Annotated in this window: 18 protein-coding genes; 6 read left to right on the forward strand and 12 right to left on the reverse strand. The window is 47.1% G+C overall.

The annotated features are described in order from the left end of the window. Positions 1-10: 10 nt before the first annotated feature. The 5 genes from AC58QM_RS31600 (at position 11) to AC58QM_RS31620 (ending at position 5,354) form a co-directional block, all read left to right on the forward strand. The gene (locus AC58QM_RS31600; protein WP_497288779.1) at positions 11-1,234 is read left to right on the forward strand and encodes an NAD(P)/FAD-dependent oxidoreductase; all 1,224 of its coding nucleotides are present in this window, start codon (positions 11-13) and stop codon (positions 1,232-1,234) included. A 1-nt stretch (position 1,235) separates the two neighbouring features. Further along, a complete protein-coding gene (locus tag AC58QM_RS31605) occupies positions 1,236-2,180 on the forward strand; it encodes an aldose epimerase family protein (RefSeq protein ID WP_497288726.1) in 945 nt (314 codons plus the stop codon). A 7-nt stretch (positions 2,181-2,187) separates the two neighbouring features. Next, a complete protein-coding gene (locus AC58QM_RS31610; protein WP_497288727.1) occupies positions 2,188-3,168 on the forward strand; it encodes an aldo/keto reductase in 981 nt (326 codons plus the stop codon). Between the two features lie 4 nt (positions 3,169-3,172). Then, the gene (locus tag AC58QM_RS31615; protein ID WP_497288728.1) at positions 3,173-4,024 is read left to right on the forward strand and encodes a creatininase family protein; all 852 of its coding nucleotides are present in this window, start codon (positions 3,173-3,175) and stop codon (positions 4,022-4,024) included. A 472-nt stretch (positions 4,025-4,496) separates the two neighbouring features. Further along, on the forward strand, positions 4,497-5,354 hold the full coding sequence (locus AC58QM_RS31620; RefSeq protein WP_497288729.1) for an SDR family oxidoreductase: 858 nt from the start codon (positions 4,497-4,499) through the stop codon (positions 5,352-5,354). A gap of 31 nt (positions 5,355-5,385) precedes the next feature. Here AC58QM_RS31620 and AC58QM_RS31625 read toward each other — a convergent pair whose 3' ends face one another. The 3 genes from AC58QM_RS31625 to AC58QM_RS31635 form a co-directional block, all read right to left on the reverse strand. Further along, positions 5,386-6,234 (reverse strand): helix-turn-helix domain-containing protein, encoded by an 849-nt coding sequence (locus AC58QM_RS31625; protein WP_497288730.1) that lies wholly within the window; start codon positions 6,232-6,234, stop codon positions 5,386-5,388. Positions 6,235-6,307: 73 nt separating this feature from the next. Next, positions 6,308-7,285: an aldo/keto reductase gene (locus AC58QM_RS31630; protein WP_497288731.1), complete on the reverse strand. Its 978-nt coding sequence runs from the start codon at positions 7,283-7,285 to the stop codon at positions 6,308-6,310. A gap of 4 nt (positions 7,286-7,289) precedes the next feature. Next, complete coding sequence (locus AC58QM_RS31635) at positions 7,290-8,036, reverse strand: phytanoyl-CoA dioxygenase family protein (protein WP_497288732.1); 747 nt, start codon at positions 8,034-8,036, stop codon at positions 7,290-7,292. A gap of 217 nt (positions 8,037-8,253) precedes the next feature. Between AC58QM_RS31635 and AC58QM_RS31640 the strand changes: the two genes are divergently transcribed. Beyond that, positions 8,254-9,810: a diguanylate cyclase domain-containing protein gene (locus AC58QM_RS31640; protein ID WP_497288733.1), complete on the forward strand. Its 1,557-nt coding sequence runs from the start codon at positions 8,254-8,256 to the stop codon at positions 9,808-9,810. A 48-nt stretch (positions 9,811-9,858) separates the two neighbouring features. Here AC58QM_RS31640 and AC58QM_RS31645 read toward each other — a convergent pair whose 3' ends face one another. The 9 genes from AC58QM_RS31645 to AC58QM_RS31685 all read right to left on the reverse strand — a co-directional run bounded on the left by AC58QM_RS31645 (position 9,859) and on the right by AC58QM_RS31685 (position 21,084). Beyond that, positions 9,859-10,476 (reverse strand): polysaccharide deacetylase family protein, encoded by a 618-nt coding sequence (locus tag AC58QM_RS31645; RefSeq protein WP_497288734.1) that lies wholly within the window; start codon positions 10,474-10,476, stop codon positions 9,859-9,861. An 82-nt stretch (positions 10,477-10,558) separates the two neighbouring features. Continuing rightward, positions 10,559-12,097, reverse strand: coding sequence for an extracellular solute-binding protein (locus AC58QM_RS31650; RefSeq protein WP_497288735.1), 1,539 nt, complete (start codon positions 12,095-12,097; stop codon positions 10,559-10,561). A gap of 73 nt (positions 12,098-12,170) precedes the next feature. After that, positions 12,171-13,052: a carbohydrate ABC transporter permease gene (locus AC58QM_RS31655; protein WP_497288736.1), complete on the reverse strand. Its 882-nt coding sequence runs from the start codon at positions 13,050-13,052 to the stop codon at positions 12,171-12,173. A gap of 11 nt (positions 13,053-13,063) precedes the next feature. Continuing rightward, on the reverse strand, positions 13,064-14,029 hold the full coding sequence (locus AC58QM_RS31660) for an ABC transporter permease (protein ID WP_497288737.1): 966 nt from the start codon (positions 14,027-14,029) through the stop codon (positions 13,064-13,066). Between the two features lie 91 nt (positions 14,030-14,120). Beyond that, positions 14,121-15,923: a sensor histidine kinase gene (locus AC58QM_RS31665; RefSeq protein ID WP_497288738.1), complete on the reverse strand. Its 1,803-nt coding sequence runs from the start codon at positions 15,921-15,923 to the stop codon at positions 14,121-14,123. A 37-nt stretch (positions 15,924-15,960) separates the two neighbouring features. Beyond that, entirely contained in the window at positions 15,961-17,577 is a 1,617-nt protein-coding gene (locus AC58QM_RS31670; RefSeq protein ID WP_497288739.1) for a response regulator, read from the reverse strand. 215 nt (positions 17,578-17,792) lie between these two features. Beyond that, positions 17,793-18,773, reverse strand: a complete 981-nt coding sequence (locus AC58QM_RS31675) for an ROK family protein (RefSeq protein ID WP_497288740.1) — start codon at positions 18,771-18,773, stop codon at positions 17,793-17,795. Next, positions 18,770-19,399, reverse strand: a complete 630-nt coding sequence (locus AC58QM_RS31680; protein WP_497288741.1) for a D-sedoheptulose-7-phosphate isomerase — start codon at positions 19,397-19,399, stop codon at positions 18,770-18,772. The genes AC58QM_RS31675 and AC58QM_RS31680 overlap by 4 nt, the downstream gene beginning before the upstream one ends. Then, positions 19,396-21,084 (reverse strand): ribulokinase, encoded by a 1,689-nt coding sequence (locus AC58QM_RS31685; RefSeq protein ID WP_497288780.1) that lies wholly within the window; start codon positions 21,082-21,084, stop codon positions 19,396-19,398. The genes AC58QM_RS31680 and AC58QM_RS31685 overlap by 4 nt, the downstream gene beginning before the upstream one ends. Between the last annotated feature and the right edge of the window lie 91 nt (positions 21,085-21,175).

Here is a 21,175-nt window from a genome sequence, read left to right on the forward strand (position 1 = left end):
TACAGGTGGCATGGTGATTATCGGCGCTGGAGAAACCGGCGCAAGCGCAGCTAGAACGCTGCGCGAAGAAGGCTGGCAGGGCCCGATTACCCTCATTGGTCAGGAAAAACTTGCCCCCTATGAGCGCCCGCCTCTATCCAAAGGTGCATTGGCTTCAGGAAGCGATACTGCACCGACTTATATGTTAGATGAGCATATGCTGGATGAGTTAGCGATTACATGGGTGCGAGAGGCGTTAGCCGTGCAGATAGACCGCGATCGCCAAACCGTTCAGCTTGCAGATGGACAGGAAATCGCCTATGTGAAGCTGCTTCTTGCAACAGGCGCAAGTCCGCGCAAGCTCACACTCGAAGGCTCCGACACCACCGGAGTCATGGTGCTTCGGACATATGCGGACGCTGAGCGGCTTCGCGAGAGGCTGGAGGCCGGACGCCATCTCGTCGTCATCGGCGCCGGTTTCATTGGCCTCGAGGTCGCGGCTAGCGCTCGCGAACGGGGCTGTGAGGTGACCGTCCTCGAGGTCGGTCACCGCATTCTGATGCGCGGGGTTCCTCTGGGCATCGCGCAAGCTGTAGAAGCCCGGCACCGAGAGGCGGGGGTGAATTTCCAGCTCGGCGTCGGCATCGCGCGCATCGAGGATGTGGAGGGCGAGCAGCGGATTACGCTCGCGGATGGCGCAGTGCTGCGATGCGACGCGATCATCGCAGGCATTGGGGCGATACCGGAGACAAGTCTGGCCACAGCATGTGGACTGGACGTGGGCAACGGTATCCATGTAAATGATCGGCTCGCCACGAGCGATCCAACGATTTTTGCGGCGGGAGACTGCTGCGCGTTCCCGCATGGGGTGTACGGCGGCACACGCATCCGGCTAGAAGCGTGGCGCAATGCCCAAGAGGGCGGCGCCCATGCCGCGCGAAATATGCTCGGCGCGGATCAGCCGTACGAGGCGATTCCGTGGTTCTGGTCGGATCAGTATGAGCAGACGCTGCAGGTTGTTGGTCTGCCAGATGCCAGTTCGATAACCGTACAGAGCCATTCTGAGGATGGACGTTTGTTCTTTTTCCACTTGGATAGCTCGCATCACTTGGTGGCTGCAAGCGGCATCGGTTCAGGAATTGCCAAAGACATTAAGCTAGCCGAAATGCTCATTCTGAAGCATGCTGTTCTAGATCCAGCCAGGCTCGCTGAGCCAGGTCTAAAGTTGAAAGCGTTGCTGAAGGAGTTGACTTAAAATGGCCTTTGCCACTTGGCGGGAATCCGTTTACAAAGGAATGCGCAGCGTTGTTGGTGAAACCTCTGAACTCCGTGTAGAGATCGTGCCTGGTCGTGGAGGCAAGCTTGTTTCCTACATGAGCAAATCCACTGGCAAAGAGTGGGCTTTTCAAACCGAGGTGCCGTGGAAGCCATTGACATACGGCATGATGTGGGACGAAGGGGATCGCAGCGGGTGGGACGAAATGTTTCCAACCATTCTCTCCTGCCCCTGTCCAGATGAGCCGTGGCGCGGCACCCTATTTCCCGATCATGGCGAAGTATGGACCCTCCCCTGGTCTTACGAGCTTGATGAGCTTAGCATTCGCATGTGGGTTCATGGAGTGAAAGTACCGTACCAGTTCTTTAAGAAATACACGATAAGCGGCGGCAAGCTACACACGACCTATGAAGTACATAACCCCACACCGCATCCTTTCTCTTATCTTTGGTGTGCGCATAATTTGCTTGCAGTAAGTCCTGGTATGCAACTGCTCATTCCCCCTCATTTGGACACCGTGCAATATCAATATTCACATCAAAATCGGTTAACACCGAAGTCTTACGGCCGTTCTTCATTTCCATTCGTCGAGGGCACCTCTGTGGATTTATCGATTATTGAACCTAACCTTGGCCAGCATGCCGAGAAATATTGGTTTGAAGGCGATCTAACCGAAGGACGCACAGGCATATTCGATCCGATGTCGGGCGAAACGCTAAGCTATTCCTTTTCCCCAGATGATATCCCTTACTTGGCGGTTTGGGCGAACTACGGCGCTTTTAACGGTGATTATACGGTTGCGTTGGAGCCTGCCACAGGGTATTTGGACGATGTGTATATCGCTAGTGTCATGAACAAAGTGAAGTCTGTTCCTGCTTTCGGGCAAACAAAGTGGACTTTTGATATCTCAATTACAAAGGAGTGAACATCGCATGAAGTATAACGCATTTCGATCCGAAACGGATCAAGTATCACGGCTTGGTTTTGGTGCCATGGGGCTTGGCGGTTCATTTGGCACGCATGATGAAAATGATTTGATCAAGAGCGTACTGAACTGTCTCGAACAAGGGGTCAACTTTATTGACACCGCGCGTGCTTACGGGGATTCGGAGCGTATTCTCAGCAGGGCACTGAAAGAGTGGAAAGGCCGCAAACCCTTCCTCGCTTCTAAAGTGCAATCGCTAGGCCCTGGATCCGTCGGTTGGGGAACGCACATTCCTATCGAGTCTGCTTACCCGCAAGGGCGGCTGCGCGAAAGCACAGAGCTTTCCCTCAAAGAGCTCGGAGTTGACGTCATTGATCTTATCCAACTGCATCAATACTGGCCGCAATGGGATCGGGCCGACTATTGGATGGAAGAATTACTTCGCCTCAAAGAAGAAGGCAAAATCCGTTATATAGGCATTTCCATACCCGATCAGCGGCATGATATCGCACTTTCGATCGTACGCAGTGGTGCTATTGATGCCGTGCAGACGGTATTTAATATCTTCGACCCGCTTCCACTCGACTGCTTGCTGCCTTTCTGCGAAGAGCATAACGTTGCCTTTTTGGCCCGCTGTGTCATGGACGAAGGCGGTTTGACTGGCTTCCTTACCGAAGAAACGACTTTCGCTGACAGCGATTACCGTAAAACGTACTTCGACTACGTGCCTCGTGCCATGTATATCGAGCGGGTGGACCGCCTGCGCAAATTCATCCCTGAATATGCTGACAATCTTGCTGAGCTGGCGCTCAAGTTCGTACTCCACCACCCTGCGGTTACCTCCGCACTTGTCTCCATGCATATTCCACAGTATGCGAATCAAAATATCGCTGCTTTAGACAAGGCACCGCTGCCAGATCATATTTTCGAGGAAATTCAGAAGTATCACAGATGGGTTCGTAATTTCTATGACACGAAGTTCTGGTAAGCCGATGACTGACAATGTGCGGTGGTCCGAACTTTTTCCTTATGCATTCAACCAGCGGCTTGATGCGTGTCCCATCGTCTATTTGCCGCTCGGCATCTGCGAGCCGCATGGACAATTCAGCGCGTTCGGGCTTGATACGATGAAAGCGGAGTGGCTGTGTGAAAAGGCTGCAAGCGAATTTGGCGGAATTGTCGCGCCTACGCAAGCCTATCACATCCATGAAACCGGCTACCATGCCCGCTGGCTGGAAGATGTTGTCGGGGAGGAGAATCCCCGTATGACCAGCATGCCGCCCCATGTGGTGCTGCATTTCTTCCTGTACCAGCTGCGTTCTTTCGTCAATGCAGGCTTCAAGGCCATTGTTGTTGTCTCTGGGCACAGTGGCGGCAACCAGGAAGACTTGCGGCTCGCTGCTGAGTTCTTTATGGCGATCTCGCCAGTTCGTGTGTGGGTCGTATCCGACCCGGAGCTCGTTCAGGGTCAATTTACCGGCGATCATGCCGGTAAATATGAGATCTCCCAGCTCATGTACCTGCGACCTGAGCTGGTTGACATGTCCCTGCTCCAGTTGGAGCAGATACCCGGTTCCGGCGGCAGGCTCGCTGCAGGGGAGGACGCGGGCGAAGCTTCACCCGCTGAAGGCGAACGCATCATGCTCGCCTGTCTTGAGACCTTGCTACGCAAAGCTGCAGCACTGAAGGGCGAAGTAACGGGCTTGCCTACACTCCCTCGCATTCAGCTCCATGAGGTGGAACTGGTGTGGCAGCGCTTGCTATCTCAGCAGGCACGCTGGGTGACGCTGCGCCCTCGACAAGGGCAGGAGCCTGTAAGCGAGAGTTCGCAGTGGAAGCTATAGCTTCATTCCTATGATTCTGGCAATGTTAATGAAAGTTGCTGTCTCAAAAGTCGATCTAGACTTTTTGAGAACAGCCTCTTTTCGTTCATGACCTTTGAGTCATGAACCTGCTTCCTTTGCTTCCCGCAATCTAACTGGATATTCTCCATCTATTTGAAGAGGATTTCTAGAATTCGAAAGGTTAACTGTATTTTCTGTAGTTAATTCCCTTCAATTTGCTCATGTCTTCAAATTTCAAGCAAATTAGCTGTAGTTTATACATCTAAACACGTAGTGGCAGCTATAAAGAATGCCCAAGAGTTTAAAGTTTTCTGCTTCCTGTGTTCCAAAGGTTACTTACGGGACAGCCTCTTTATTGCTTCAGGGAGGTATTCCTGCGTATGAGATTGATGTTTAGATGTATGCCGTTATGGGAATGCACGTATATAATAGACATTGAATAACCATCACTTAAGTAAATGAGGTTTTCTCCATGGATAACATATTAGTTACTGGGTTTACCGGTAATGTAGGACAAGAAGTGGCAAAGAAATTAATGGAGAAGCAGGGGAATATGATATGCGCTGTCCGAGATACGGAGAAAGCTAGAATAACCTATGGCGAGAAGATTGCCTACGTGGAATTAAACTATCAGAAGCATGAAACATTTGAAAAAGCATTACAAGGCGTACAAAGTGTGTTTCTCATGTACCCGCCAGAGACTCCGCTTCAAGATTTTCATCTTTTCATCCAAACTGCGAAAGAAATGGCCATCAAGCACATTGTCTACCTTTCTGTAAAAGATGTGCAGTTTTTACCCTTCATTCCACACTATAAAAACGAAAAAAACATCAAACAAAGTGGGATACCCTTTACTTTTCTAAGAGCCGGCTATTTTATGCAAAATTTAAACCTCTTTATGCTGGATGAAGTAGTGCGGAATGATCGCCTATTCGTCCCATGTGGAAAGGGGAAAACCAGCTTCATTGATGTCCGAGATATTGCTGAAATTGCAGCACGATCACTTCTTGAAAGAGATACTTTTCAAGGCCACAAGCCAGTCTTAACAGGTAACCGTGCTTTGGATTTTTACCAAGTTGCAGACATCATGTCACGTATTTTGGGTCGTCAAATTACCTATGCCAACCCCTCCGTAAAACATTTCCGCTCCTACATGATCGAAAAAGGTCTGGATGCAGCTTACATTAATGTTGTAACTGGCATTCACATTCCCACCAAACTAGGGCTTGCCAAAGGAATTACCGATACGTATACACAAATCACGAACCAGCAACCTACGCAAATCGAGCAATATATACTTGATTACAAGGATTACTGGGTGAAATTGTGAAGGACAATTCCAAGAAGCCTGATGACTAGGTCTATCCATTATAATAAGACTGGGTCATCAGGCGAATTTGCTCCCTGTACTTACCAGGATTAACTCCAAACCTCTTGGCGAATTGGTGACTAAGGTAAGATGCATCCCCCAATCCACAAGCCGTAGCAATTTCAACAAGACTATCATTGCTGGATTCCAGCAAACTCTTGGCTTTCTTTAATCGCAGATCACGTAGCATCTGCATCGGATTAATGTGATATTGCTCAATGAAGATCTTATCTAAATAGCTCGTATTTAAATGCACAAGATGAGCTAATGTTGTTCTCGTTATTTTCTCATGAAAAGACGTATTGATATAAGAGATGACCTTTTCTAAACGCTCGTCCTTTCTGCCCCTCTGAATATTGCGATTAGCCCGGCCATTCTGATCCCAGCTCTTCAATAATAAATGAACTAATTGCATGCCAAGACCTGATAACTCAAGTTCACGAAAAGGCGTATTATTTTTTTGCCAAGAGGTTAACAGCTTATAAAAAATATCGGAGTATGCGTCAGAATCTATCATGGTCATCACTTCAGCTATGGGATATAAACGGAACAAATCAACTTGATAACTGTTCTGCACATCAATTAACAACCAAAGGTGAGTACCTGGTGTCGTAGCTTTCTCGGCAAAAGGTACCCCTGGCGCATGTAGCATGACCTGTCCAGACTTCGCTGTTTGCGCCTTACTCCCATCCTTCACTTCGACCTGTCCTTCAAGGATAAAGCTGACAACCCAATAAGGATACATTAGATTTTCTAAATCGATGGCTTGATAGGAGGCTTCCTCCACCTGATATAAGCGAATTTGCCAGTATTCGTCCATCAGTTCCTTTTGCTCCTTCACCAAGCTCACTCCTACTTAGTTTTATCAAATCCTATCCACGATGAACGATTGTCATCACAGCTTCAGTCCTGTCCTACCAATACTTTGTATCGTAAAAATTACGTACCCACCGATGCTTAGTTCGCAGCGCATGAAATACATCTTCCGATAGAAGGCTCGTCTGAAGCACCTGAATATTATCATCAGCATGAGCGGCAATATGCATAGATACCAAAGCGGAAGTTACCGCAGGCGAGTGTAAAACAAACTTGATCGCCAGCTGAGCCAAGGTGCGTGTTTCTTCATCTAAATATACTCTTAGGCGATCCACTTTTTCTATATATTGTGAACGCGGAACATTTTCAAAGAAGGTTTTCCGGAAGTCATTCTCTGCAAATTGGGTTGATTCTGTTAAGAAACCAGTCAATCCACCTTCATCCAGCACACATCTTGCGATAAAAGCAACACTGTTCTGTTCACACAATGGCAATAAGCAATCAAGCGCCAGCGGATCAAAAACATTTAGAATCGTTTGAACGGAGTCAATTGCCCCGCTCTGAACTAGCGTTAATGCTGTATCATGGCGATGGTCGTTAATCGATATCCCAATTGCACGAATCTTGCCCGCTTCTTTCGCCCGAAGCAGTTCTTCCATCCAGTAGTCGGTCTTCTCCCAGCCAGGCCAATATTGGTGCATTTGCATCAAATCTATTGTATCTACACCGAGCAATCGGAGTGATTCATCAATATCGAGGGTAACACATCCTTTCGGAAAGCAAACCTCAACCGGCGCAGGCATGCCCCAAGTTGATCCCGCTCCATGTGGACGGACCTTGGAAGCAATGAAGGGACGGTCCCCCTTCCATTGCTTTAGTGCCTTGCCAACAATCGTTTCGGATGCCCCATAGGCACGTGCCGTATCAATGAAGTTCACACCTTTATCCAAACTGTGCAGCACAGAACGAATTAACTCATTCTCATCATGTGAACCGAAAGCACCGCCAAGACCCATGGCTCCAAATCCAAGTCTGGAGATTGAATCCCCAGTAGAAGGAAAAATACTATATTTCATAGGATTACAACTCCTCTTTGGATTGAAAGCGCTCATAGACTGCTTTTCCGTCTTTTGAGATAATCGGTCCATTCTTGTATTCAGCGCCATTCCTAGGATCTATCGAGCCTTCTGCCGAATATTGAATTACGTAAGCTTTGCGCGTACCTTGGCTTCGGTTAGGTGTGCTGCGGTGGAACAATAACGAATGGAACGCGACCATGCTTCCTTTTTTCAAGGGTACTGGTGTCCCCTGAACATCCCCATAGTAACACAACCAACCGATGTCTGTTTTCACATGCTCAACTAAGCCTTTATGATGAGACCCCTCTTGAATCCAAATACAACCATTTTCTAGTGTAGCATCCTCAAGCGCAAGCCAACAGGTCAAATAATGCATAGGCTCTATCGGCGCATAACCATTGTCCTGATGCCATGGGAAATCACGATTCGCCTCTGGGCGTTTATATACGGATTGGTCCCAGTACAGACGATTGTCCGGCCCTAGAATAGAAGTTGTCAAATCTACAAAACGATCATCCGCTATAAACTTCTGCAATTCTGGGCTCTTAAAATTTAAGCCAGACGTAAAATTGATCTGTTTCGGAATGTTATTAAAACTTTGCCCAGCTTCACTAAGACGGCGTTCCGTCTCTTCATCAAAATGATCTATGATGCTGCGCACGCCATCCATTTCTTCATCTGAGAATAAATTTTCTAAAATGATAAAGCCTTTTTCATCGTATTGTCGCAGCTGCTCTTGTGTTAGCATGAATTAATCGCTCCCTTGTAGCTAGTATTCTTACATAGCAATCATCTTACAAAAGAGGCTCAGTCACAATTCGAACGCTACGCTAATTCGTTGTGTTTTCTACTCTTTTTCAGAAGATACAATTATTTGATTTTATTGCGCGAACAGTAAAATTCGTGCTACTGTGAGAATGGAAATTAATGATTTCACTATGCCATGACGACAAGGAATATCTACGATGAATGAACTATTTATGGATTTCTTAACGATTCTGCTCCCTACTTATTTCTTTTTCTACATGGCCATTACCTTAATACATCGAAATAGGAAGAGCATGCTAAACCGAATTGCTGCTGTTCTCATGTTTGCTTATCAGTTATATTTCTTAGGGGAATACATTAAAACGTCATTGTTGCCGCAATATCAAATGCAGATCGTCCTTTACGGAAATAGCCCGATGATTCTATTGGTCATCTGCTGCCTAGTTCACCTGAGCATACTCATCGGCGGCGCCACTGTGTCATCCTTGAAGCGATGGTTACCACTCGTTTACGCAGCACCGTACGCATTATGGGCTATATTTTTAATTACTAAGGATCATAGGGTCTTATACAATGCTGCTGTGACGGATGGACGAAGCCCCCTCGACCCACTTTTTCTACTCATTACCGTCTCTTTTATTGCAGGCTATATCTTGATTTCCGTTGTGATTCTCACAGTCTCCTGGTATCGTGCCCGGGATTCAAAGCATAAGAAGATTCTTCGTTCTTTGCTTCTCAGTTTATTTATGCTTTTTGCCTGGTTTGTCTTAGTCACCCTTCTCTTGCAATCGAAGTTCGTCACTTCGCGGAATGCCATGATCTTATTTTTTATCGGTTATTTGTTCTGGGGGGTTGCACTTCGTCATTTGATTGGTAAATATGACATTATGCCGGATTACCGCAAGCTCTTCCATAATCTTTTCAAATCAGCCCCTACAGCTATTCTGCTTCTGGATCAAAAGGGAGCCATGAAAGAAATGAATCCAAAAGCGGAACAATGGCTTGATGGTATCCCTGCTTCTGACATGTTGAGCCATTTTCAGTTCGGTGACGGACTGAGTCTAGCTGCCAGATTGGCGTGGGTTGAGCGGGAAAGTGAAGTTCAGTGGGAGGCAAGGTTAGTTACACCGAAAAAAGGTGATTTGGATATGATGATAGGTCTTGAATTGATCGAGGAGACCAACGAGAAATTGTATGTGATGCACCTTACTGACGTTACTTCGTTGAAAGATACAGAACGTAAATTATTGGAATCAGAGCAACGCTACAAATATTTTGCACACCATGATTCACTGACCAATTTATATAATCGCGCGGCCCTTCAGGAGCAATTACTGCACAAGATAGCAAGTCATGAATTTTTTGCACTCATATTAGTCGACTTGGATAGTTTTAAACCCATTAACGATTTCCACGGACATTTCGTGGGTGATCTTTATCTGAAGCATATGGCACAAATTTTAAAAAGCTGCTCTGGGCCCGGTGATCTCATCGGACGAATTGGTGGAGACGAGTTCGTTTGGGTCATTTCATCCATAGATGAGAACAGCGAATTAGACACGACTGTGAATAGGAGGTTATCGCTTTTATACGAGACCCCCTTCCAACATGAAGAGATTACCATCCCGATTTCTTTTAGTGCTGGAATCAATCTATACCCTAGAGATGCGACGGATCTTACAACATTAATGAAGAACGCGGATGAAGCTATGTACAAAATGAAACGCAGCAGGAAGAATGGTTCCGTGCTTTAAAATAGAAAACGGAGCCTGCAACATGCAGCGCTCCGTTTTTGTTGTTCCTTATTCTGATTCTGCCATTTGCAGGAGCTCACTCACCGTGACAAGTTGATAGCCGAGTTCAGTTAATTCCCTTGCCAAAATTCGAACTGCCTCTACCGTTTGAGAGCGATCCTCAAAACCATCATGGAAGATAAAGATGCTCCCGCATCCGATGTGCTCTCGGGTTACCGCTAGAATATGTTCGACGCCGGGCATCTCCCAATCCCTTGTTCCCCCGTTCAGGGCTCCAATAACTTGATAGTCGAATTTGGCAGTAATCGCGTGAACATCTAGGTTGTAATCCAAGTAAGGAGGACGCATGACAACGGGCCGGGATCCCGTAACCTGTGTAATTAATCTGTCTGTATCGAGAAGTTCTTGCTCACATGCCTCCGAACTAATCTGGGTCATAAAAGGATGAGAGTACGTATGGTTCCCTATCTCGTGTTTCCTGACATGAACATCAAGAGCGGTCTCAGGATACAGTTCAATTTGTTTTCCCATCATAAAAAATGTAGCACGGCCGGATACCTCATCGAAAATATCTAACAATTGAGGTGTATACTCGGGATTAGGGCCATCATCAAATGTAAAAGCTATAGCTTTTTGCGTTGTTGACACTTGTTTAATAATATTCATCCATTGAGCTCCTCTTAGGGTAATCATAGCTTAGTACGTATCATCCCATAATACCCCAAATTGTGCCGAGTTGTTAGTGGTGTTATTTACGAGTGGTCACGTACCAAGCATTAATTTCGTCGTAGCTCGTTTGGCCACCGGCTTTTTTGAATTTATCCGTAAAGGCATCAAATCCTGTCAACTGTTCGCCGCCAACAATGATCTTGACCGCATAATCGTTGACCATTTGGTTAAGCTGTGCATTTTCCTTGGAGTAATTCGGGAAGTAAGGAGCTAATCCAAGCGGGTTCTGCTTGAACACTTCTGGCTTCTGCAACTTGTTCAGAAACTCCCAGCCCTTGTAGAGACGATCATCCTTGCGGACGCGAGCTTGCCAATAGATCGGATATTTGGTTTCATCAATACCAGTCAAATAGTTGCTGGCAGTTCCTCGCTCGTCATTGAAAATAGGCAAAATCGGGTAATAATTTCCGTCTTTCAGTGTATGGTGCGTGCCCTCTACGCCGATGGCCATGTTTTTGAACGTAGCCGGATCCAACTTGGCGTCCATCCATTTGATCGCATCTTCCGGATGTTTAGAAGCTTTCGGAATAAACGTCAACCTATCAAATCCCGATGATTGTGCCAGACCTGCCTGACCGTTCTTGCCAATTAATGCTGGAATGTAGGCATAGGTGGCATTCGGGAAGTTTTTCTTCAGTGCATCGTCGATCGTTGGGATGTCAGCCCAATGCAACACGATCGCACCCGCTTTTCCGTTTGTAAACTTCTCCTTCACCGTTGCATCCTTGTTAATCGCAAACTCTTGATCCAGCAATCCTTGCTTATAAAGATCAGTCATATACGTCAAATATTCCTTAAACGCAGGATTCATAGCACGGGGAATCAGTTTACCGCTCACATCGTTCCAATCGTTAACCATGCCGAAGGCACCTACAAGGTTGTCAACCAATGGATTGTCGCCCTTAATAGACATCGGAATATTTTTAGCTCCGTTACCACCTGGATCCTTCTCCTTGAACGCTTTGAGTACAACCAACAGCTCGTCAAGCGTTGTCGGGACTTGCAGACCCAGCTTATCCAACCAATCCTTGCGGATCAGCAGACTCGTGCCGACAGATTCGAGGGTTCGCGTCGGAATGGCATAGATTTTACCGTCAACTTTAGCCATTTCCAGTGTCTCTTTGGACAACGATGCTTTGATGTTTTTACCGTACTTCTCAATCAGCGGAGTAAGATCGACCAACGCGCCTTTTTTGGCATAATCGGCATAGATCGCTTTGGAGCTGCTGTCCCCAGCTGTCGAGACGATATCATAAGGCTCCGAAGAAGCAATTAAAAGATTGAGTTTGTCCTCCGGCTTATCGACCGGAAGGGCTTCGTAATTGACTTTATACCCCGTCTTCTCTTCCAGCATGGCGGCGATTGGATCTTTAGCGAAGTTAGGAGCCAATCGCATAAGCGCTTTCAGTTCAGGCTTGGGGCCCGCAGTCGCTGGCTGTGTGGACGAGGCCGGCGTGGGAGAGCTGCTTTTCTCACCTTCACTGCTTGCACCACAAGCGGTAAGAAGCATCAGGCTGACTGCGACAGGGAGCGCAGCCCATTTCATCGTTTTCTTCATTTTTTAACCCTCCTATATATGTTGTGAGATTTATCATTAAGCAGCGGTGGATTCCGCCGGCGTTAATGCAGCATTAACCTTTGACGGAACCAATCAATACACCCTTAATAAAATATTTCTGAAGGAACGGATATACGAGAAGGATAGGCACGGTAGAAGCGACCACAGTAGCGGCACGGATGCTTTCTGGTGACATATTCATCAGATCGTCTGCTGACTTGTTCAGCGCATTCGCCGTATCGTTCTCCATCACGATATCACGCAGATGTAGTTGAAGCGTTTTCAATAATGGATCACTAATGTACAGCATCGGACTGAAGTAGTCGTTCCAAAAGCCAACGGCATAGAATAAGGCAATCGCAGCGAGCACGGGCATACTAAGCGGCAGAATGATGCGAAACAAAATCATATACGTTTTTGCTCCATCCATTCGCGCTGATTCTTCAAGTGCTTCGGGAAGACCTTCATAATAGCTCTTGATGACCAGCATATTGAAAACACTGATCATGGCAGGCAAAATGAGCGACCATAGATTGTTTAGCAGATGCAGTTCACGAATTAACAAGTAATTCGGAATAAGTCCTCCGTTAAATAGCATCGTGAAGACGAACAAGACCATGATTCCTGAGATACCAGGCAAGTGCCGCTTAGATAGCGGATAAGCTGTTATTGCGGTCACCAATATGCTCAATAGTGTCCCAACTACGGTTACGATGACTGAAATGATGAATGCCCGGCCAAATGCGTAGGAAGTGGCGACTTTTACGAGCGTATCCAGCTGAAAGCCTACCGGGAGCAGATTCACCTGTCCAGATACAAGCGCCCAGTCCGAGCTGACGGATTTGGAGAACACGTGGATCATCGGCAATAAAGTAAGGAGGCCTAACACGATCATGAAGCCGTAGACGAAACTATCTAATACCCAGTCGCTGAATGTTCTTTTACGGATTTGCATGTCAGACCTCCTTACCATATTCCGCGGTTCAGCGTTTTTTTGCTGAGCCAGTTGCCGGAGATGATGAGAATAAAGCCAACGACCGAATTGAAAAGGCCGACTGCCGTACTGAAGCTGTAATCCATCTTTCCGAGACCTATTCGGTAAACAAAAGTACCGATTACATCGCCAGAAGCGTAAACAGTAGGGTTATACATCGTCAGGATCTGTTCTGTACCTGCATCCAGCACCATACCAAGGCGGAGAATGAGCATCAGAATAATCGTCGGCACAATGCCTGGAAGCGAAATATGCCACATCTGCTGCAGGCGATTCGCTCCGTCGATGGAAGCCGCCTCGTACTGCTCCTGTTCGACACTCGCTAAGGCAGCGATGAAGATGATCGCGTTCCAGCCGATCTCCTTCCAGCCTGCTGTGAACACGACGACACTTCTAAATACGTGGTTGTCCATAAAAAATCGTATAGATTCGCCGCCGAACCATCGGATGACGGTATTGACAAGTCCGTCAGAGGGGGACAAGATCGTCATGAACAAGCCAGAGATAATGACCCAGGACAAGAAGTGAGGCATGTAGATAATCGTCTGGATGGTCCGTTTGAACGTTGCGAACCGAATTTCGTTCAGCATCAGGGCGATCAGGATGGGTATCGGGAACAGCAACACAATTTTGTACATACTGATGAGCAATGTATTCGTGAACACTTGCACAAATTCTTCCGATTGCATGAGCTTTTGGAACTGCTCAAACCCGACCCATTGACTTCCTCTGATCCCGTCAAAAATGTTGAAGTCCTGAAAAGCGATTAAGACTCCGTACATCGGTGTGTATTTGAACAGCAACAGTAGAAGCAGCCCAGGCACCAGCAGTACATACGTATCGAGGTTCCGCCATACCCTTCGCCATCTGCCTTCATGCTTGCGAGAAAACTTGGTCTCCCCTGCCTTCCCATTCAAATGTGTGATGATTTCGCTCATATTGTGATTGCACCTCCTGCACTTATGGCTTTATTGTACCTACAGGAGAATGCGGCATGTAGAGGGTAATCCGACACTTTCTAGTCGTATCCTACTTAGTTTGTTCCTCTTGCATTGCCTTGAGACGAACGATTACCTCAGTACCTTTCCCTAGAAATGAATGGACCGTCAATCCATAATCGGAACCAGCCATAAGCTTGATTCTCTCGTTCACATTGTATAGACCATACGAGCTGCCGTTTCCTTCTGCATGCAGCGAAGGGCGCGAAGTTGACAACAGACTGGAAGCTAGCTGCTCGTCCATGCCGATCCCATTATCTGTGATGGCAATCTCGAGCACGTCCCCAATCCGCTTCGCGTGAATGTTAATGATCCCGATTTTGCCCTTATTTTTGCGTATACCGTGCAGCAGCGCATTCTCAACGATGGGTTGCAGCGTCAGCTTCGGGATGACACACCGACTCGCTTCCGAATCTGCTTCAATGACGAATTCAAATGTGGAAGGGAAGCGGTTTTGTTGAATCTCCAAATAGACTCTGGCGAGCTCGAGCTCATCCACTACGCAGACATGATCCTTCCCTTTATTCAGGCTAAGCCGAAAATAATCAGATAAACTCTCAATCATGTGGGAGATATCATCGGCTTCGCGAGAGATCGCCAACCAATTAATCGTATCCAACGTATTATAAAGAAAATGAGGATTGATCTGAGCTTGCAGCGCACGAAGTTCTGCCTCTCGCTCCAGCATTTTTGAACGGTAGGCCTCCTCCATCAAATCCTTCACGCGATGCACCAAATGATCGACAACTCGCTCAAGCAACCGAAAGTCGCCTCCCGGCTCCTCCAGCCCTTCGACACCTTCCGTGCGGATCGTCTTGACGACGGATTTGATTCGCCGATTCATCCCGTTAATTACGAACGCCAACAACATGAACACGAGGATCAAAAACATGATCGTCATGCCAACGACCGTCGCGATGCCGGACCACTGACTTAACGTGGTTGTGCGATGCGTCAAGCCCGTCTTGGGCACCTCCAACACGAGACGCCAATCCGCAGCTCGGATAGGTGCAAGCACTTCAAACACGTCTACACCGTTTTCAGACCGTTTGATGATTCCTTCATCAGATGCACTTGCGAGGGCAGTCTTTGTGCCGATCACCGATTGCTCCGCGCTGTAAATGATAGTCCCACTGCGATCCACGATATATACACGACTTTGAGCTGGAAAATTAAGTTCAGAAATAATTTCTGCTAGCATCTTCTCGGGAACGTCAAGCATAAGCACACCAAGACTCTGAGCAAAATTTCGCGGATGTCTCAGCAATCGAGCACAGGAAAGAATACGTGCAGGTCCCGAGTCCAGATAGTTTTCTTCGTAGATGCCCGTCCACACGATACTGCCTCCAGCGTTCTTGACCTCATTATTCCATGGGCGATCGTTCAAGCTATCTAGCGGAAAAAGATTCAATAAATCGAATCCGTATAAATTCCCCGGATCGGTAAAAACACGCGCCCTGACAATGTCTGGTGCCGATTGAACCGATTCGAGCAAATTGCGCAGCTCCTTTGACTGAGCGATGCGCTCGATAATTGGAGAAGCAGGATCCAAATTTTCATACAGTTTATTATTCATAAATAGAGAATTGGATGAATTCTGCACATAGTTAAGCCGCGAGCTTAAATTAATACCTGCCTGTTTGAGCGTCTGCTGCATGGTCTGGGTCACCTCCTCCTGCAAAATCCGGGAGGACTGTTCATAATACACGAACAACATCACACATACTGGCAGGAAAATCATGAGACCGTAAGCGAGCATCCACCTCCTAGCCGCTACAACGCCTTCCCACAAATTAGAGGGACGAATCCTTCTTTTTTGCAAAAACCCTCTCACTGGATCAACTCCTTTTGAATGCTACACCCTACTTCTCCTATTGTTGGTCCCGATAAGCGCTTGGCGTAAGTCCCGTCATTTTCTTGAACAACTTGCTGAAATAGCTTGGATCCGTATAGCCGACTAGCTCGCACACTTCGTAGAACTTAATGCGAGGATCTGCCAGCAGTTCCTTCGCTTTTGCAATACGGACTTTCATCAAATATTCGTAAATCGTTTCGCCAGTCTCCTGCTTGAACAGTAAGCTGACGTAAGTTTGACTGAGATAAACGTAAGCGGCGATCTCCGCGATGGCCAAGTTCTTGGCGTAATTCTCGGAAATAAACTTCTGAATCTGTTCAATCACATTACTCGATCTTCCGCTCCGCTTCTCTTGAATCCAGCAGCATATGTTAAATAGGTAATCGCTTACAAAGGTTTTTAACTCGGCCATTGTTTCCAGCTTTAGGAGTCGATCGAGCGCCCACGCTTCCTCTTCTTCTTTCTCACGGGTTAGTAAATTAAGGTCAAGCAGCAACCTGCCGGCGAGAGCGATCATTTGCAGTCCTACCTGCCGACCGTACTTAAAGCCGTCCTTGCGAATTTGCGCCAGCGGCTCGAGAATGCTTTCCATTTCCGACTCTAATTGTTGCTTTTCCCCCGATTTAAGCACGGATACCAGTCGCTCACTCTGAGAGCTATCGAACCGAATTGGACTGGCAGCTCCAACTTCTAAACTGTCCATGGTAATCACTTGATTCTTGCCCATGTACCACTTTTGGTCCGCCGCATCGCGTGCATGCCGAAAAGATGCTGGAAGCATCCAGATATTATCGGCACGTTCGCCTACACCAATCGTAACGCTGATATTTAGCCATCGCTTCAGATTGTCGCGAATCTCCTCTGCCAGCAAAAGCAGCGTTGCTTCCGGGTCTTTCATGGGATCATCAAGCACTAACAGTCCAACGAATTCAGCCGCTCTGTTCTCGAATGCATACCCTAGCAGGTACTGATCAATCAGTTCTTGAACGACGTTCAAGAGGGAGTACGACAACAACTGCTTATCCCTCTCCGAGCGACTACTTAGAATCTCCCTCGCATCATCAATGGTAATAACGAGTACAAGATATGGCGTTTCTAGCGGCAGTTGCAGATTGAGAAACGCAGCTCTTTCCCGCAGCACCTCTGGCTTGGCATCCCCATCTTGAATCAATGCCATCAAAAATTTCTCCCTAAGCAGTGGCATACTCTGGGTCAATTTGACCTCCATATCTTTAAGGCGTTGCCTCTCCATCTCTTCGGAACGCAAGTCTCGCACGACACCTTCAATCACCTTTTGCAGCTCAGTTCGTTTGACTGGTTTGAAAATATAATCGGCAGCATGAACCTGCAAAGCCGAACGCAAAAGTTTCGCTTCATTGTGGCCACTGATAAATACGATTTTCGTCTCAGGGAGCCGCTCTCGAATCTCCCTCGACATTCGAATCCCGTCCATGACTGGCATCATCACATCCGTCAGAACGATATCTGGCTTCACACGCTCGATCAACTCTAATCCCGTATCTCCATCATCTGCTGTTCCGGCAAGAACAATCCCATAGTTGCTCCACTCAACGAATTTGCTGAGCCCTCCCCGGACTGCAGGCTCATCGTCAACAATGACCAATTTATACATAATGCCAGTCTCCTTATTAGAAATTGAAGGATGATAATAAGTACAAATACACAAATTACCTACGATTGTTGCCCATATCTTCTATTATAAGAGTATTTGGTAAAATGCTGCAGGGGGGATCCTACTATTTCTGGTCTGATGTGACTGTTGTGTTGTTTCTTAAATAAATATAAAACGGAGCCCGCAAACCCGCGGCGCTCCGTTTTTGTTTTGTATTATTTGCCCTGAGCTTTTTCAATCACTTCCATAGCTACAGATAAACCTGCGTAATCACCAACTTGTTCGCCTAACCCAGCGGGCACAATCTTACATACTTCCATGGATAAAAACAAGGCTTCCTCCCTCAATGTGGTCATGACAATTGGCTCAAGCAACTCTTGCTGACGCCCATAGATACTACCGATAACGATTTTTTCCGGATTGAGCACATCTACTAACATAGCAAGTCCCTGTCCTAATCGGCGACCTACCAGATTGTATACTTGCAGTGCCACGGGATTTCCTACTTGCGCAGCCTTTCCAACCGCTTCCGCAGTCAAACCGACCAAATCGTTCATATTTTTACAGAAGGAAGGTTCTTTACCTTCTTGAATAGCTTTTATCGCCATAATTTGCGCGAGCTTCGCAATACCTCCACCGCTACAGAAACCTTCAAACGAGCCTTCCTTTCCATATCCCACTGGCCCTTCAGCTGTTAAACGAACATGTCCAACTTCACCGGCCATGTCATTCGTTCCACTATAAAGCTGCCCGTTAAGAATAAGGCCTGCCCCCATACCCGTACCGAAGGTAAGAAAGATCATGTTTCGACAGCCTTTCCCCGCGCCAAAACGCCACTCGGCTAAAGCACAAGCATTCGCATCATTCTGTAAGCCAACCGGAATACCGAAATGCGTGCGAAAAGGAGTAATCACGTCGATCTTATCCCAACCTGGCAGATTAGGAGGTGAGAGAATGAGTCCAGCCTGGCTGTTTAATGGACCCCCACAACTGATTCCAAGAGCCGCAGGTTTCTTCTCAGCATATCTAGATAATACAGTCTCCAGGGCTGCTGTGATTTCATCTATTGCCACTTTCGGCTTAGATGGCGTTGGGAAGCTTATTTTCTCCAAAATAACAATGCGATCTTGCTCCACCGCCCCCAAACTCACTGCACATTTGGTTCCTCCAATATCGATCGCTGCTAATATGGTCATGAGGGAAAGAACGCCTCCTCCAGCATACGGCATAAGGCATGATAGATAGGCAGATGTCTTTCTTGAATATCCGGTGTATGTTCCCAAGGTACACAGATGGTTACATCGCAAAGCGACTTCATTTTGCCTCCACCAATACCGGTGAAACCAATGGTTTTCAACCCTTGCACCTTGGCTATTTGCAAGGCTCGGAGTACATTCATTGAGTTACCTGATGTACTAAACGCCATTACTACATCACCTAGACGTCCATAGCCGTAGACTTGCTGAGCAAAGATCATGTCTGGAGCAACATCATTGGCATACGCGCTGATCAAAGCTGTGTGACTCATGAGTGAAATCGCGGGTAACGCGCCTTGTAGCTTTTCCGCAATACCTTCTCCCGGGAATTCACGCTCAAATTGCTCGTTTTGCAAAGCAGATAGCGGTCGTTTGGACATGAATCCCTTCATCAGTTCGCCAACAACATGGTCGCAATCTGCGGCACTTCCGCCATTTCCACATAAAAGCAACTTGCCACCTTGATGAAAGGATTTAGTAAGAAGCTCATATCCCCTTTCAATATCTGGTACACAATCGCTTAGCTCTGGATAGCGTGTTATCATTTGTTGCAATATCGCATTCACTCTACAGTCCCTCCTAGCTGAATCCGCTTTAGGGTCTTCATCACATTGTAGCCTCCACGGCCGAATAGCTCATGCAGACGGTTATATTCGAGGAATAACTCATCATATATAAGGCTATTTTCATCGATCGGCATAAAACTTTCTTCACGTACACGGGTCATTCGAGATGCTGCTTCCACTATACTCGCATAACCGCCACTTTCCTTACCTGCTGCAACTGCTCCAAAAACAGCAGCACCGAGTGCAGTAGTTTGTGTAGAATCGGCTACCTTGATCTCACGGCGGGTCACGTCAGCAAATATTTGCATAAGCAGCTGATTCCGCTGAGGTAGACCACCGCAAGCAATCAATTCACTTACCTTAACGCCAGCTTGCTCAAACGTTTCAATGATTTTCCGCGTTCCAAATGCTGCGGCTTCCAGAAGACAACGGTAGATGTCTTCCGGCCTCGTCTGCAAGGTCAACCCAACGATGAGGCCACTCAAATCCGCGTCGACCAGCACTGATCGATTGCCGTTCCACCAATCTAATGCAAGTAAACCTGTCTGTCCAGGTTGCAACTCCCTTGCCAATCTCTCCAAATAAGCATGTATGCTAATGCCTTCGTTCGCAGCTTCATCCCTCACATAGCCTGGTACACCCTGCTCAACAAACCAACCAAATAGATCGCCGACGGCCGGTTGTCCCGCTTCGTAGCCATACAACCCAGGAATAATTCCATCCTCTACGACACCGCAAATGCCCTCTGCATGTATTTCTTTATCACTCAGCAGCATGTGACACAAGGATGTTCCCATGGCCATGACCATTTGCCCAGCATGCACAGCCCCGGCGCCAGCAACACCTGCATGTGCGTCAATAATACCAACAGCTACCGCTGTTCCAGGCTGAAGACCCATCATCGAAGCGGCTTCAGCCGTCAGTTCACCCGCTTTTGAACCAAGTAATGTAACGTCTCCCTGAAGTTTGGTTTCCACGAATGTTTCAAGCCTTGGATCTAGTGAGCGGAAGAAATCCTTTGACGGATATCCCTCTGTTTTATGCCAAAATGCCTTATAACCCGCACAACAGCTGCTTCGAATGGCATTCGATGTCATCTGTAGAACAACCCAATCCGCTGCTTCTATGAAACGATGTGTCTGTTCATAAATCGAAGGCGCTTCATTCAGCATCTGCCACGCCTTAGCCACCATCCATTCCGAAGATGTTTTGCCGCCATATCGACTTAAGAAGCCAGCTCCCATGCGCTCTGCCGTCTCATTAATGCAATTTGCTTCATCCTGCGCTGCGTGGTGCTTCCATAGCTTGACATAAGCATGAGGCTCATCCCGAAGCTCATCTTGATAACATAAAGGAACGCCGCGCTCATCAATCGGAAGAACCGTACACGCTGTAAAATCTATACCGATTCCGATCACCTGCTTCGGATCAATACCCGAGGAGCCTAGTACGGCAGGCACTGATTTTCTTAATACCTCCATATAGTCGTCTGGGTGCTGAAGAGCCCAATTGGCTTCCAGCAATCGATCCGAATTCGGCAAACGTTCGTCAATCACGCCGTGAGGATAAGAGGTCACATGCGATGCTATTTCTTCCCCATTTTCGATATCTACGAGCAGTACCCTGCCAGATTCTGTACCATAATCAACACCAATTGCATAGCGTTTGAACCCTAAATTCGTCATCATAACGCGCCATCTCCTTAAAAATCTTCGTTTAATTTTGTAATATACATACAACAGATTGGTGCCATCTCCCCTCAGGGGACATGGTTTA

It is taken from the genome of Paenibacillus sp. J22P165, assembly GCF_059692015.1.